The sequence below is a fragment of the Paraburkholderia sp. TE9906 genome, assembly GCF_056279605.1.
Genome location: NZ_JBWCCT010000007.1, coordinates 508,679 through 522,438 on the forward strand (window position 1 = coordinate 508,679; position 13,760 = coordinate 522,438).

At 63.3% G+C, this 13,760-nt stretch carries 10 protein-coding genes and 2 pseudogenes; 8 read left to right on the plus strand and 4 right to left on the minus strand.

Annotated elements, in window-relative coordinates:
- Positions 1-98: 98 nt before the first annotated feature.
- Positions 99-1,769, minus strand: a complete 1,671-nt coding sequence (gene boxC, locus ACZ9H4_RS21850) for a 2,3-epoxybenzoyl-CoA dihydrolase (RefSeq protein ID WP_476120790.1) — start codon at positions 1,767-1,769, stop codon at positions 99-101.
- Positions 1,770-1,886: 117 nt separating this feature from the next.
- Positions 1,887-2,867 (minus strand): helix-turn-helix transcriptional regulator, encoded by a 981-nt coding sequence (locus ACZ9H4_RS21855; RefSeq protein WP_476120791.1) that lies wholly within the window; start codon positions 2,865-2,867, stop codon positions 1,887-1,889.
- 200 nt (positions 2,868-3,067) lie between these two features.
- Here ACZ9H4_RS21855 and ACZ9H4_RS21860 point away from each other — a divergent pair, with 200 nt between their 5' ends.
- From ACZ9H4_RS21860 to ACZ9H4_RS21885, 6 genes are all read left to right on the plus strand, one after another.
- Positions 3,068-3,535, plus strand: coding sequence for a DUF4863 family protein (locus tag ACZ9H4_RS21860; protein ID WP_408148210.1), 468 nt, complete (start codon positions 3,068-3,070; stop codon positions 3,533-3,535).
- Between the two features lie 7 nt (positions 3,536-3,542).
- Entirely contained in the window at positions 3,543-5,138 is a 1,596-nt protein-coding gene (locus ACZ9H4_RS21865; RefSeq protein WP_476120792.1) for a 3,4-dehydroadipyl-CoA semialdehyde dehydrogenase, read from the plus strand.
- A gap of 80 nt (positions 5,139-5,218) precedes the next feature.
- Complete coding sequence (locus ACZ9H4_RS21870) at positions 5,219-6,820, plus strand: benzoate-CoA ligase family protein (RefSeq protein ID WP_476120793.1); 1,602 nt, start codon at positions 5,219-5,221, stop codon at positions 6,818-6,820.
- Positions 6,821-6,828: 8 nt separating this feature from the next.
- Positions 6,829-7,689, plus strand: a complete 861-nt coding sequence (locus ACZ9H4_RS21875; protein WP_476120794.1) for an alpha/beta fold hydrolase — start codon at positions 6,829-6,831, stop codon at positions 7,687-7,689.
- 192 nt (positions 7,690-7,881) lie between these two features.
- Positions 7,882-8,217 carry a hypothetical protein gene (locus ACZ9H4_RS21880; RefSeq protein WP_408156997.1) on the plus strand — a complete coding sequence of 112 codons (336 nt, stop codon included), beginning with the start codon at positions 7,882-7,884 and terminating at the stop codon, positions 8,215-8,217.
- An 83-nt stretch (positions 8,218-8,300) separates the two neighbouring features.
- The gene (locus ACZ9H4_RS21885; protein ID WP_476120796.1) at positions 8,301-10,421 is read left to right on the plus strand and encodes a phosphocholine-specific phospholipase C; all 2,121 of its coding nucleotides are present in this window, start codon (positions 8,301-8,303) and stop codon (positions 10,419-10,421) included.
- A gap of 122 nt (positions 10,422-10,543) precedes the next feature.
- Here the strand turns inward: ACZ9H4_RS21885 and ACZ9H4_RS21890 are convergent, their stop codons facing one another.
- Complete coding sequence (locus ACZ9H4_RS21890; protein ID WP_408148198.1) at positions 10,544-10,924, minus strand: DUF5594 family protein; 381 nt, start codon at positions 10,922-10,924, stop codon at positions 10,544-10,546.
- A 166-nt stretch (positions 10,925-11,090) separates the two neighbouring features.
- On the opposite strand from ACZ9H4_RS21890, the pseudogene ACZ9H4_RS21895 reads away from it, so the two are divergent.
- Positions 11,091-11,699, plus strand: a pseudogene (locus ACZ9H4_RS21895) (IS66 family transposase); the annotation flags it as partial.
- 115 nt (positions 11,700-11,814) lie between these two features.
- Here ACZ9H4_RS21895 and ACZ9H4_RS21900 read toward each other — a convergent pair.
- On the minus strand, positions 11,815-12,336 hold the full coding sequence (locus tag ACZ9H4_RS21900; protein WP_476120821.1) for a tyrosine-type recombinase/integrase: 522 nt from the start codon (positions 12,334-12,336) through the stop codon (positions 11,815-11,817).
- An 826-nt stretch (positions 12,337-13,162) separates the two neighbouring features.
- Here ACZ9H4_RS21900 and ACZ9H4_RS21905 point away from each other — a divergent pair.
- A pseudogene (locus tag ACZ9H4_RS21905) lies at positions 13,163-13,422 on the plus strand (transposase domain-containing protein); the annotation flags it as partial.
- Positions 13,423-13,760: the final 338 nt, after the last annotated feature.

A 13,760-nucleotide genomic window follows, 5' to 3' on the forward strand; every position in this document is an offset into this window, starting at 1 on the left:
GTCGGTTCCCTGTGCGGAAGCTGCAGTGCTGGCGGTAAGAGGTGCGTATCGGCCAGGTGGCGTTGCGTCGCTGCGCGGTGCCGAGGTTCAGGCGGGCATCACACGCGCGAGACGTCGAATTGCGCCTTGCTGCCCTTGCCGTACACCTTGAGCGCCCCCTTCTCGCCCACTGCGTTCGGCCGGTTGAAAATCCAGTTCTGCCAGGCAGTGAGACGGCCGAAGATGCGCGTCTCCATCGTTTCCGGACCGTTGAAGCGCAGATTCGCTTCGAGGCCGGTCAACGCATCCGGCGACATCGCCGCGCGTTCTTCGAGCGCGATGCGGATTTCGTCGGCCCAGTCGATATCGTCCGGCGAGGCGGTCACGAGGCCGAGGCGCTCGGCTTCGACCGGCTTGATTGCTTCACCGATGCGCGAGCGCACCGCATCGAGCGGCTCGGCCTCTTCGTAGAAGCGGCGCGCGAGCCGCGACTGATGCGTGACGAGCGGATACAGACCGAAGTTGACTTCCGTGAGCGTGATGGCCGGCTCCTCGTCTTCATTGCCCGGCAAAGCGGCCATGTAAGTGCGGTCGGCGGCGAACGCGAGTTCCGCGAACGTGCCGGCAAAACAGGAGCCCGGTTCGATCAGCGTGAACAGGGAGCGCGACGAGACATCGATGCGCGCGAGGGTACGGCGCAGCAGACCGATGGTCTCGCGCACGAACCAGTGGTCCTTGTGCTGCATCAGCGTGGCGTCGGCGGCAAGCAGGTTGCGCGCGTCGCCTTCGGTCTTGAAGACCCAGGTGCCGACGTCGAGTTCGTTGGTGCGCATCGACAGGATCGCGTCGTCGAGTTCGCGGGCGAATTGCAGCGGCCACCAGTTCGCGCCGGCTGCGACGATTGCGTCGATGCTCGTCGGCGGCTCGGTTTGCGGGGCTTTGGCTGTGAATGTCGCGATGCGCTTCGCGCGATCGATCGTGACATCGAGCGTGGTGTAGGTCAGGCCGTCTTCGCGCTCGGTACGCTCGATACGCGTGAGCATCACACCTTGTGCATCGTCCGGGCGGTCGCTTTGCGCGGCGAGTTCGAGCGCGCGCGCCTGGATCGCCTGATCGAACTGGTTCGGCTTCACGACTTCGTCAACGAGACGCCACGCTTTCGCGCGTTCGCCGCGCACGCCCTCGACCACCGTGCAGAAGATGTCGGCACGATCGTGGCGCACGCGCCGCTTGTCGGTGACGCGCGTCAGGCCGCCGGTGCCCGGCAGCACGCCCAAGAGCGGCACTTCCGGCAGCGACACCGACGACGACCGGTCGTCCACCAGATAGATCTCGTCGCAGGCAAGCGCGAGTTCGTAGCCGCCGCCGGCGCAGGCACCGTTCACCGCGGCAAGAAACTTCAGACCCGAATGACGCGACGAGTCTTCCAAACCATTGCGCGTTTCGTTGGTGAACTTGCAGAAGTTGACTTTCCACGCATGGGTCGACAGTCCGAGCATGAAGATGTTGGCGCCCGAGCAGAACACGCGGTCCTTCAGGCTGGTGAGCACTACGGCCTTGACTTCAGGATGCTCGAAGCGGATGCGCTGTATCGCATCGTGCAGTTCGATGTCGACGCCCAGATCGTACGAATTCAGCTTCAGCTTGTAGCCGTCGCGGATGCCGCCGTCTTCCGCGATATCGATGCCAAGTGTCGCGACGGGACCGTTGAAGCTCAGCTTCCAGTGCTTGTACTGCGAAGGATCGGTGCGGTAGTCGACCGGCGCAACGGCGGTGTCTGCGGTGTACATGGGGCGTCTCCTGACTGGACGATGCAAAATCTGTTTTTTGAACAATAGTGCACTGCCAACCCCATGTAAAGCACTTTAGTGCATGTTTGCTAGTAAACCCTGGCGCTCCACTGCAGGTCAGCCCACCCGGGCGTCATCCGGCGATTCCGCGGCGAGCCGTGCGGCAAGACGGTCTCGCAACTGCAGATAGGCGTCGGCGAGGGTCTTCTCGCTGGTGTCGAAAGTCATGTCGGCGCGGCCATACAGCTCGCCGCGCCCGGCCAGGATGCGCTTCAGATCGTCCATCGCCTCCTTGTTGCCCGACATCGGCCGCAAGTCGCCTTGCGCAACGACCCGGCGCATATGCTCTTCCGGCGTCGCTTGTAGCCACACCGTGAAGCAGTGCGACAGCAGCGCGTTGAAGGTGCCCGCCTCGGACACCAGCCCGCCCGGCGACGCGATCACCGCGCGCTCGTGCTCCTGGATCACGGCCTCGAGCGCGCGATGCTCGTAGCGCCGGTAAGCGCTCGCTCCGTACAACGAATGAATCTCCGACGGCGGGCAGCCGGCCATCTGCTCGATCACGCGCGTCAGCTCGACGAACGGCACCTTGCGCTCCTGCGCCAGCATCCGCCCGAGCGTCGACTTGCCGGCGCCGCGCAGACCGATCAGCGCGACCCGGTCCTTGCGATGCGGATCGCGCGGCGCCTGCGCGAACATCTCGGCGAGCGCGACGCGCGCCCGTTGCAGCGCCGCCTGATCGCGGCCGTGCAGCAGTTCGCGGATCAGCAGCCACTCGGCGGACGCGGTGGTTTCGTCGCCGATCACTTCGGCGAGCGGACAGTTCAAGGTGGCCGCAAGCTGCCGCAATACCAGCACCGATGCATTGCCGACGCCCGATTCCAGATTCGCCAGATGCCGCTCCGACAAGCCGGTTTCGGTCGCGAGCGTCTTGCGGGTCATACCGCGGCGCGCGCGCAGCAGCCGCACGCGCTCGCCCATCGCCGTGAGAAACGGATTGCGCTCCTCGCGCTCGGCACCGCGCTCGATTCGCTCGGGGTGGCTCGCGTCGTCGGCGGCGGCTTCATCCGGCGATGCGGGAGAGTACTTTTGATTCATGTTTTACCACCTCATGACGACGATATATGTACTATAGTGCTTGACACGCACTTGGTGAACGGTTAATTTTCGCCAAATAACAAGGCAATAACAAACCCTGTCGCACTCTTTCGGCAGCGTCATGGAGACGGCGCGGTGACACGCCTGCATTAAGGTGCCTCAGGGCGCCGCGGCGGGTGAACGCGCAATCTGGAGGTCGCATGTCCCCACATGAATTCCAGCGCCTGATTGCGGGCGTCACCGAGCAACTCGCCGGCCGGCCGCTCGACGGCCAGCTCGCCGCGTGGCTGAACGACACCTACCCGGCCGACGGCGCGACGTTCCGCGATCTCGCGAACGCGTGCCGGACCGGCGTCGCCGAAGGCTGGCTGTGCAACCGCGAAGGCGGCGGCATTCGCTACGGCCGCATCTTCAAGCCCTTGCCCGAGACCCACGGCTTTTCCGTCGACGTGGTCGACATGCGCGACATCGCCGGTCCGCATCACGTTCACCCGCATGGCGAGATCGATCTGATCATGCCGCTCACCGAAGGCGTGACTTTCGACGGCCACCCGGCCGGCTGGTGCGTGTACGGCCCAGGCTCCGCGCATCGGCCGACCGTCGCGAATGGTGAGGCGCTGGTGCTGTATCTGTTGCCGCAAGGCGCGATCGAATTCACTCCCGCGTGAGACCGTCATGACCGAACTATTGAAGAACTACGTAGCCGGACAGTGGATTGCCGGCAGCGATGCGGGCGTGACGCTGACCGATCCGGTGACGGGTGCCGCGCTCGTGCGCGTATCGAGCGCGGGTCACGACCTCGGGCAGGCCTTCAGCTTTGCGCGCGATGAGGGCGGCGCCGCACTGCGCGCGCTGACCTATGCGCAGCGCGCTGCCCGCCTCACCGAGATCGTCAGGCAGTTGCAGGCGAAGCGCGACGACTACTATGCGATCGCCACCGCGAATTCGGGCACTACGCGCAACGACTCGGCCGCCGATATCGACGGCGGCATTTTTACTTTGTCGTACTACGCGAAACTCGGCGCGTCGCTCGGCGACGTGCACGCGCTACGCGATGGTCAAAGCGTCGCACTGAGCAAGGATCAGTCGTTCAGCGTGCAGCACGTGCTGACACCAACCCGCGGCGTCGCACTCTTCATCAACGCGTTCAACTTCCCGTCCTGGGGGTTGTGGGAGAAAGCGGCGCCCGCGCTGCTGTCGGGCGTTCCGGTCATCGTCAAGCCCGCCACGGCCACCGCGTGGCTCACGCAGCGCATGGTCGCCGATGTGATCGACGCGGGTATCCTGCCGCCCGGCGCGCTCTCGGTGATCTGCGGCGGCTCGGCGGGTCTGCTCGATCAGATTCGGGCCTTCGACGTGGTGTCGTTCACCGGCTCGGCCGACACCGCCGCGACGCTACGCGAGCATCCCGCCTTCGTGCAGCACGGCGCGCGTCTGAACGTTGAAGCCGACAGCCTGAACAGCGCGATCCTGTGCGCCGACGCGACGCCCGACACGCCCGCCTTCGATCTGTTCATCAGGGAAGTAGTGCGGGAAATGACCGTCAAGTCCGGGCAGAAATGCACGGCGATCCGGCGTGCGTTCGTGCCGGAAACCGCGCTCGAGGCCGTTCTCGATGCGCTCAAAGCGAAGCTCGCGACAGTCAGCGTAGGCAATCCGCGTAACGACACCGTGCGGATGGGCTCCCTCGTGAGCCGCGAGCAATACGAGAACGTGCTCGCCGGCATCGCCGCATTGCGTGAAGAAGCGGTGCTCGCGTACGACGGTTCGGCTGTACCGCTGATCGACGCGGACCCCGCGATTGCAGCATGCGTCGCGCCGCATCTGTTCGTGGTCAACGATCCGGACAACGCGACGCTGCTGCACGACCTCGAAGTCTTCGGACCGGTGGCCACGGTCGCGCCCTATCGCGTGACGGCAAACGGCAGCGAACTGCCCGAGGCGCACGCCGTCGCGCTTGCGCGACGCGGCCAGGGCTCGCTCGTCGCATCGATCTATTCGAACGACGATGCGCATCTCGGCCGGCTCTCACTCGAACTCGCCGATTCGCATGGACGCGTGCATGCGATCTCGCCGTCGGTTCAGCAGAGCCAGACGGGTCACGGCAACGTGATGCCGATGTCGCTGCATGGCGGCCCAGGCCGCGCGGGCGGTGGTGAAGAACTCGGCGGCTTGCGCGCGCTGGGGTTCTATCACCGGCGCTGCGCGGTTCAGGCATCAGCAGCGGCCATCGGCACCCTCACGCAAACGACCCACTCGCCGCCAGCCTAGCGGCGCATGACATATTGCAGGCATTACGCGGATCAAGAGCACACAACAGCCGGACCGCCCCCCACAGATGGAGGAGACATATGGAAGCCCTGCTGGAAACAGCCGCCAGTCATCGCCCCGCGACGGTGGCCCCGCCGCCCCCGCTATTCAATTTCGCCGCGTATCTGTTTCAGTTGAACGAAGCACGCGCCGGGAAGATCGCCTACATCGACGACACCGGCACCACCACCTACGGCGAACTCGAAGAGCGCGCGCGACGCTTCGCGACCGCGTTGCGCAGGCTCGGCGTGCATCCCGAGGAGCGCGTGCTGCTCGTGATGCTCGACACCGTCGCGCTGCCGATCGCATTTCTCGGCGCGCTGTACGCGGGCGTCGTACCGGTCGTCGCGAACACGCTGCTCACTGCCGCCGATTACGTGTACATGCTCACGCATAGCCACGCGCGTGCCGTGATCGCATCGGGTGCATTGCTGCCGGGCGTCACGCAGGCGTTGGATCAGTTGAATAGCGCCGACCATGACGGTTGCCAGTTGATCGTTTCGCAGCCGCTCGACGGCGCGCCGCTGGATGCGCCCCGGCTCGACGAGTTGATCGACGCCGCCGCGCCCGCCGTCAAGGGCTGCGCGAGCGGCGGCGACGACATTGCGTTCTGGCTGTATTCATCGGGCTCGACCGGCAAACCGAAGGGCACGGTCCACACGCACGCGAATCTGTACTGGACCGCCGAGCTGTATGCGAAAGCGGTGCTCGGGATCGTCGAAAGCGACGTGGTGTTTTCGGCGGCCAAGCTGTTCTTCGCGTACGGTCTCGGCAACGCGCTGACCTTTCCGCTCTCGGTCGGCGCGACCGCCGTGCTGATGGCCGAGCGCCCTACCGCCGACGCGATTTTCGCGCGACTCGTGCGGCATCGCCCGACGGTTTTCTACGGCGTGCCGACGCTGTACGCGAGCATGCTCGTGTCGCCCAACCTGCCCGCGCGCGCCGAGGTCGCCATGCGCGTGTGCACGTCGGCGGGCGAAGCATTGCCGCGTGAGATCGGCGAGCGCTTCACCGCGCACTTCGGCGCTGAGATTCTCGACGGCATCGGCTCGACGGAAATGCTGCATATCTTCCTGTCGAATCGCGCGGGCGCGGTCGAATACGGCACGACCGGCCGCCCGGTGCCGGGCTACGAAGTGGAACTGCGCGACGAAGCCGGCCGGCCGGTGCCCGATGGCGAAGTCGGCGATCTGTATATCAAGGGGCCGAGTGCCGCGCTGATGTACTGGAGCAATCGCGAAAAAACGCGTGCGACGTTTCTCGGCGAATGGATTCGCAGCGGCGACAAGTACAGCCGGCTGCCGAACGGCTGCTATCTCTATGCGGGCCGCAGCGACGACATGCTGAAAGTCAGCGGCCAGTATGTCTCGCCGGTCGAAGTGGAGATGGTGCTCGTTCAGCACGACGCGGTGCTCGAAGCGGCGGTGGTCGGCGTCGATCACGGCGGGCTCGTGAAGACACGCGCGTTCGTCGTATTGAAGCGTGATTTCGCGCCGTCTGAGATACTCGCGGATGAGTTGAAGGTCTTCGTCAAGGAACGGCTTGCTCCGCATAAGTATCCGCGCGACATCGTATTCGTCGACGATCTGCCGAAAACCGCTACCGGCAAGATTCAACGCTTCAAACTGCGCGAACTGTCATAAGGTGATCCATGGAGAAACCCGCTCTCGCCACCGTTGCCGCTGCGTCTGCTGTCACCACGGCTGGAGACTTCGCTGAATTGCCCGCTACCGTATCGCATGGGCCGCTGCGCATCGAATATCGTTGGATCAACGAAACGGCGGTCAAGGCGCCGATCGCCGTGTTCCTGCACGAAGGACTCGGCTCGGTGGCCATGTGGCGTGACTGGCCGCAAATGTTGTGCGAGCGGCTCGGCATGCGCGGGCTGGTTTATTCGCGTCCAGGCTATGGACTATCGACGCCGCGTGCGCATGAGATCAAATGGCCCGTCGATTTCATGACGGCTCAGGCGCGCGACATTCTTCCCGCTTTGCTCGACACACTAGGTGTCGACATGCGGGAGCGCAAACGGATGTGGGTGATCGGCCATAGCGACGGCGGCTCGATCGCGCTGCTGTACGCCGCGCTGTATCCCGGAGCGCTGGCCGGCGCGGTGGTGATCGCACCGCATGTGTTCGTCGAAGACATCTCGGTGGAAAGCATCGCGCAGACGAAGCGGCTCTATGAATCCACCAATCTGCGAGACAAGCTCGCCCGCTATCACGCTGACGTCGACTCCGCGTTCTATGGCTGGAACGATATCTGGCTGAACCCCGCGTTCAGGCAGTGGACCATTGCGGCCGAGCTTGCGTCGATTCGCGAGCCACTGCTCGCGGTGCAAGGGCATGAAGACGACTACGGCACGATGGCGCAGATCGATACGATTGCCGCGAGCGTGCCGCACGCACAACTTGTCAAACTCGATGCTTGCGGACATTCTCCGCATCGGGATGCACCGCAAAAGTTGAATGAGGCGATGGAGGCGTTTGTTTTGGGGAGCGTTAGACGGTAGGGGAAAGAGGGGCGCCTCGGCTAACTGCATCGCTGGCGACGTATGAGCGCGAATACACCGCCGCCATGAGCGGCATCCCAACTCCGCACGCTTTCTTCACAAAAGTTACACAGGTAAGCGATTATGCTGCCGCATCGCTGACCTCGGCACATGGATGCCCTGGCGCCCCTTCCCCGTGCCGGAGACATTTCCATGTCCGTCGAGTCGAAGTCCGCTCCTGCCTTGCTGCGCAAACGTTTGACGAGCGCATTGATCGCCACGTCGCTAAGCGTGCTGCTCGGCGCCTGCGGCAACGACGACGACACAGCCCGCACGAACACGCTGGCCTCGACCAATAGCACTGCCGACGGCAACAACAGCAACCCGTCCGCATTCGCGGCTCTGCCGGGCAATCCCTCGTCAGCCGCGCCCGCACCACCCTCGCTCACGATTCAAACCCCGGCACTACCCGCATCCGACGCCGGCGCAACGCTATCCGCCGTCGCGCCGGCGCCGCTCGCCACGCCTGTCATCCACACTGTGGATTGAGTTTCGCGCCGCACACGACGCGCGGCTCAGCCTCACGCGCGCTGTGTGCATCGTTCGTCAACCGAAGATCGAAAGCCAAAACCATGACTTCAAAAAATCGCCGTGATTTTCTACGCTCCGCCGCGCAAGCCGCCGGTTCCGCCACCGCATTGAGCATGCTGCCGCTGGGCATTCGCAATGCGCTCGCCATTCCGGCGAACAACCGTACCGGTTCGATCCGCGACGTGGAACACATCGTCGTGCTGATGCAGGAAAACCGCTCGTTCGACCATTACTTCGGCACGCTCAAAGGCGTGCGCGGATTCGGCGACACCCGCGCGATCAACCTGCCGAACGGCAAGCCGGTCTGGTATCAACCGCTCACGGCGGATGCCGCCAATGCAGGTTACGTGCTGCCGTTCCACCCCACTGCGCCGAACCTGGGCCTGCAATTCCTGCAGGATCTCGCGCACGACTGGGGCAGCACGCACGCCGCATGGAACGGCGGCCGCAACGACCAATGGGTGCCCGCCAAAAGCGCGACGACGATGGCCTACCTGACCCGTGACGACATCCCGTTTCACTATCAGCTCGCCGACGCGTTCACGATCTGCGACGCATACCACTGCTCGCTGATGGGGCCGACGGACCCGAACCGCTACTACATGTGGAGCGGCTGGGTCGGCAACGACGGCAGCGGCGGCGGCCCGGTGATCGACAACTCCGAACTCGGCTACGGCTGGTCCACGTATCCGGAAGTGCTGCAGAACGCAGGCATCTCGTGGAAGATCTATCAGGACGTCGGCACCGGTCTCGATGCGAACGGCTCGTGGGGCTGGACGCAGAACCCGTACATCGGCAATTACGGCGACAACTCGCTGCTCTACTTCAACCAGTACCGTAACGCGCAGCCCGGCAATCCGCTCTACGACAACGCCCGCACCGGCACCAACGCGGCGAAAGGCGACGGCTACTTCGACATTCTCAAGCGCGACGTGCAGAGCAACGCGCTGCCGCAAGTCTCGTGGATCGTCGCGCCCGAAGCGTATTCCGAGCATCCGAACTGGCCGACGAACTACGGTGCGTGGTACATCGATCAGGTGCTGCAGATTCTGACGTCGAATCCCGAGGTGTGGAGCAAGACGGTGCTGCTGATCAACTACGACGAGAACGACGGCTTCTTCGACCACATCGCGCCGCCGTTCGCACCCTCGTCAGACGCCAACGGTCTGTCTACCGTCGATACCACGCATGAGATCTACCCGGGCGACTCAAAGACGCCTGCAGCGCCGTACGGCCTCGGACCACGCGTGCCGATGCTGGTGGTGTCGCCATGGTCGAAAGGCGGCTACGTGTGCTCGGAATTGTTCGACCATACGTCGGTGATCCGCTTCATCGAAAAGCGCTTCGGTCAGCAGCACAACCTCGGCGAATCGAACATCACGCCATGGCGCCGTGCAGTATGCGGCGATCTGATGTCGGCCTTCAACTTCGAGAACCCGAACGCCACGCCGCCCTCGCTGCCAAGCACGAGCGCCTATGTGCCGCCCGACCAGAACCGTCATCCGGACTACATTCCGCAACCGCCGGCCGTGCAGACGGTGCCGAAGCAGGAGCCCGGCGTGCGCCCCGCCCGCGCGTTGCCATACGAACTGTTCGTGCGCGTGCAGAGCGAAGGTTCGAGCGGCAAGCTGGCGATGCGCTTCGTCAACACGGGACGCACCGGCGCGGTGTTCCTCGTGTATGCCGCTCAGAGCGCCGATGCGCCGCGCAGCTATACGGTCGAACCAGGCAAGCGACTGCAGGACCAGTTGCCGTTGAACGCGGACGGCACCTACGATTTCACGGTACACGGTCCGAACGGTTTTCTGCGCCGCTTCGCGGGCAAACCGGCATCGCACAATGGATGGCACGGCCCGGACGTCGCGCGCCCTGAAGCTGCCGAGGGCTACGACGTGTCGAACGGCAATCTGCAACTGCGGCTGGAGAACGTGGGCAGCGCGCGTTGCCAGTTCACGATCGTCAACGCGTACGATGCGAACCACGTGATCAACCATTCGGTGCGCGGCGGCGATACCGATCAGCTCTACCTCGATCTGCGCAACGCGCATGGCTGGTACGACCTGACCATCACGGTCGATACGGACACGGCGTTCGTGCGGCGTTTTGCGGGGCACGTCGAGACCGGCAAGAGCAGCATGAGCGATCCGGCGTTGGGTCGCTGAGCATCTGTCGACCGCGTCGACTAAGGCAACGGCCGCTGCGGGGTATCCGCAGTGGCCGTTTTTCATGTGGCGCCTGTTTTCAGCGTATTCGTCACGTCACGTCGCGCGCATTCACGCGCCGCTCACGACTCGAAATCGAGCCCGCCGATCAACGCCACAGGTTCACCTTGCGTATGCGACAGAAAATCCAGTTCGCGCGCGTGAGTCCACGCGCTTAGCTTGCGCGGCAGCGCGGCGAGATAGTTGGCGAAGCGCGCCTCTCCTCGCGCGTCCATCAGTCTTTCGATTTCGTCGCTGTCCCAGGTGAGATACAGATTCAACGGATGCGCGTAATGGCCCAGCTCCGTGAGCGGCGCAGCATGAATCCGCACGCGGGTGGGATGCCCGGGGCCGCCATACGGCAGCACTTCGGTATGCACGGTGGTGGCGAAACAGGCGGCGATCGCCTCGGCGATGCGAGGCGCGAACTGTTCATCGAAACGGGCTGCACTCTCCGGACGCATCTATGTCTCCGATCTTATGCATGCGTATTGAGCGGACCATCGTAGCATGCGAGCGGATCCGCGCCCGTGGTCTGCGACTGTGCCATGAAGTTGTTGGGCGAAGGTATCATCCGAACAGCTTGAGTATGTGCCTGCAAACTTGCGGGGCGGCTGTCATGTGCGCCTTGACGAAACCTCGGCCCCGGTGTTTGCAGCAGGTAACGGCAGCGAAGACCGGACGCTCGTGGGTGTACGTGCGCGATGATCGCACCTCTGCCGACACGACACCGTCAGCGGTGTGGTTTGCCTATACGCCGGATCAGAAGAGCATGCATCCGGATGCGTCACCCCGGCTCACTCAACGGTACGCTGCAAGCTGGCGCGTACGGTCGTTGCTAGGCCACCTACGTAATCGGGCGTGTCACGGAGGCTGCCTGTTGGGCACTTGCGTGACAACAGTTCCATGAATGGCACGTAGCGCTCGAATGCGTTGAACACCGAGGCGCTCGAGCGTGTCGGCGCGCTATACAGGATTGCCGACGCGATCGCTGGCAAACGCCCGATGAGTCATGCGCAGCGTCATGAACACGCGCGGCCGCTACTCGATCGATTCTATGCGTGGCTCACATCTATGATGGAAAGGCTCTCGCGCAAAACCGACGCGAGCGGGGCCATTGTTTATGCGCTGAACCGGTGGGAAACGCCCATGCGCTATTGCGATAACGGCCGGCTCGAATTTCACAATCTGCCAGTCGAACGCGCGCTGCGAGGCGTCGCCATCGGTCGGCGTTTGTACACGTCCGAATTATGCAGAGCAGTTGAGATCGCTCCCCCGATCTTCAGGGCGCTCGCCGTACGTCTCGCAGGCGCTCGATATCCACACGAGCGTAGTCGCGGGCCGCGTTCAGGCTCTAGTGCCGCAGCAATTCAGCGATTTTCTTGATCGAGACGTTCGCCCTTTGCAGGCGAGTGACGGTTGATCTTCGAAGCACATGCATGTTGCAGAACTGGCCATCCAGGCAGCAGCGCATGAATGTCCGATTCATTGCATTGCGAATCGCGTCGACGCTTAGCGGAATGCCAAACGATTCGCGGTGACGCACGAACACCGATCGACTGCAGGTGTGCGGGCGCCCTCGCGCAAGTACTTGCGCTAGAGTTCCACCAGCCAGTTCCGGACGCGGCATGCGTTGGACGCGACGACTCCTAGTGTGCTGTAAAGTCACAATGCCACCTCGCCAGTCGATAAAGTCCAGTGTGAGGTGCTCGGCCTCGTCTCTGCGCAGCCCAAGATCAAGGCTGCAGCGAGCTAAGGCGCAATCGCGTATACCGGATGCGGTGTTGGCATCGAAAGCTTGCAGGAAACGTTCGAGCTGGGTATCCGACAGTACGTTCGGCGGTTTCGGTGCGGCCAGTGGGCGATAAGCGGCAATGTTGAAACAACCAGCCCGATATCGTCACCTCGCAACGGCCGGAATCTCAGATAGCTACGCAGACTCGTACAGATAACCCAGGCGAGCCAGGTTTCCAGTGGCCCCGGGCGATAGCGCTCAGAAATGCGTCGACTGCCGGAGCCATGAGGTGAAGGATTCGGCAGAGGCGTTCATCATGCAGCTTGTGAAAAATACCTTTAGATGCTGCACGCGATAGACGCACGTCGAACGCTCCAAGCCGCAAGTGTCTCGCAAACACTGAGGGGAAGTTGTGCAATTCATGAGCTACGGGATCCGGCGACATCGCGGGGATGGGGTCAGCGTGAACGGCAGCGCTAAAGATGGTGCAGGGCGCATCTCCGATACAAGTGATCGGCAAGATTGTGAAGAGCGGCAAAACGGGCAGGTGGTCCCGTATGAAACGCTCGACGAGCGTTTCATTAACAGCCGAAGCACGAAGGCGCTTACGTCTCATCCGATAGCTGAAATGAGCGAGGCACCGGGGGGTACGCTCCAACAATACCTCGTGCGTAGCGTTGGCGCTCCAGTTCAGCAATGTAAGAAGCGATGAACTGGTTCGGTGGCTCATGTAGCATGCCCGTCTCGCCGGGCTAGACGGTTCAGGCATGCATCGATAAACATGATGATCTCCGCAGATGGGTTAGCGGGACACCATCAGACCACATTTTATTATGCGGAGTTAGCGCCGTCCGGCCGCACTCTGCCAGACGTTGGCGCCTAGGAAGGGAATCGCGAGACGGATCGTACTCGCCATAATGCACAACAGCACATAACGATGATTATGCAGAACTCTGCATAATCGGCGTATCTGTTCGCCGGAGCAGACTCCGGAGGCGAACGCGCGGCCGCAATCTCTAGCTCATTGGTACCGCGAGACACAACGGCATCGATCCAGAGGAGTATCTGCGCTTCGTGCTCCCACGCAGCCCAGATCACCCTATTAACCGCGTCGGCGAGCTCGAGTCATGGCCCATCGCCGATCAGCGCCACGTCACAGTCCGACGATCCCAACCGCAGTCGAGACGTTATTGGAGCCGCGCTTACACAACTGGGGCAGTCCGGTGATTAGCTCTTGAGCAGGTGCGGTACAAGTCGGGTTAGAGCAAGGCGTTGGAGCGGCTGGAGTTCTCTGACTGCGCGCTCAGGACGACGCGCATGCCGCGAGCGGTCCGGCCTTCAGTTGGCGGCCGGGTTGAGATGGGGGGCCGCCAGGCGGCTGATGTGCCATGCGTTGCGCGTGGCGGATCGGGATCGGGATCGAGATTGAGATCGGGTGGCCTGTTACGGCGCGACGTCCGCACCTTTAATCCGCAGGACCGGCGCCCCGGTCAGTTGAGCGCCGTAAACGCAGAAACCCCACCTTTTGGGGGTGGGGTTTCTGTTGCTGCTAGGGAGCCTGACGA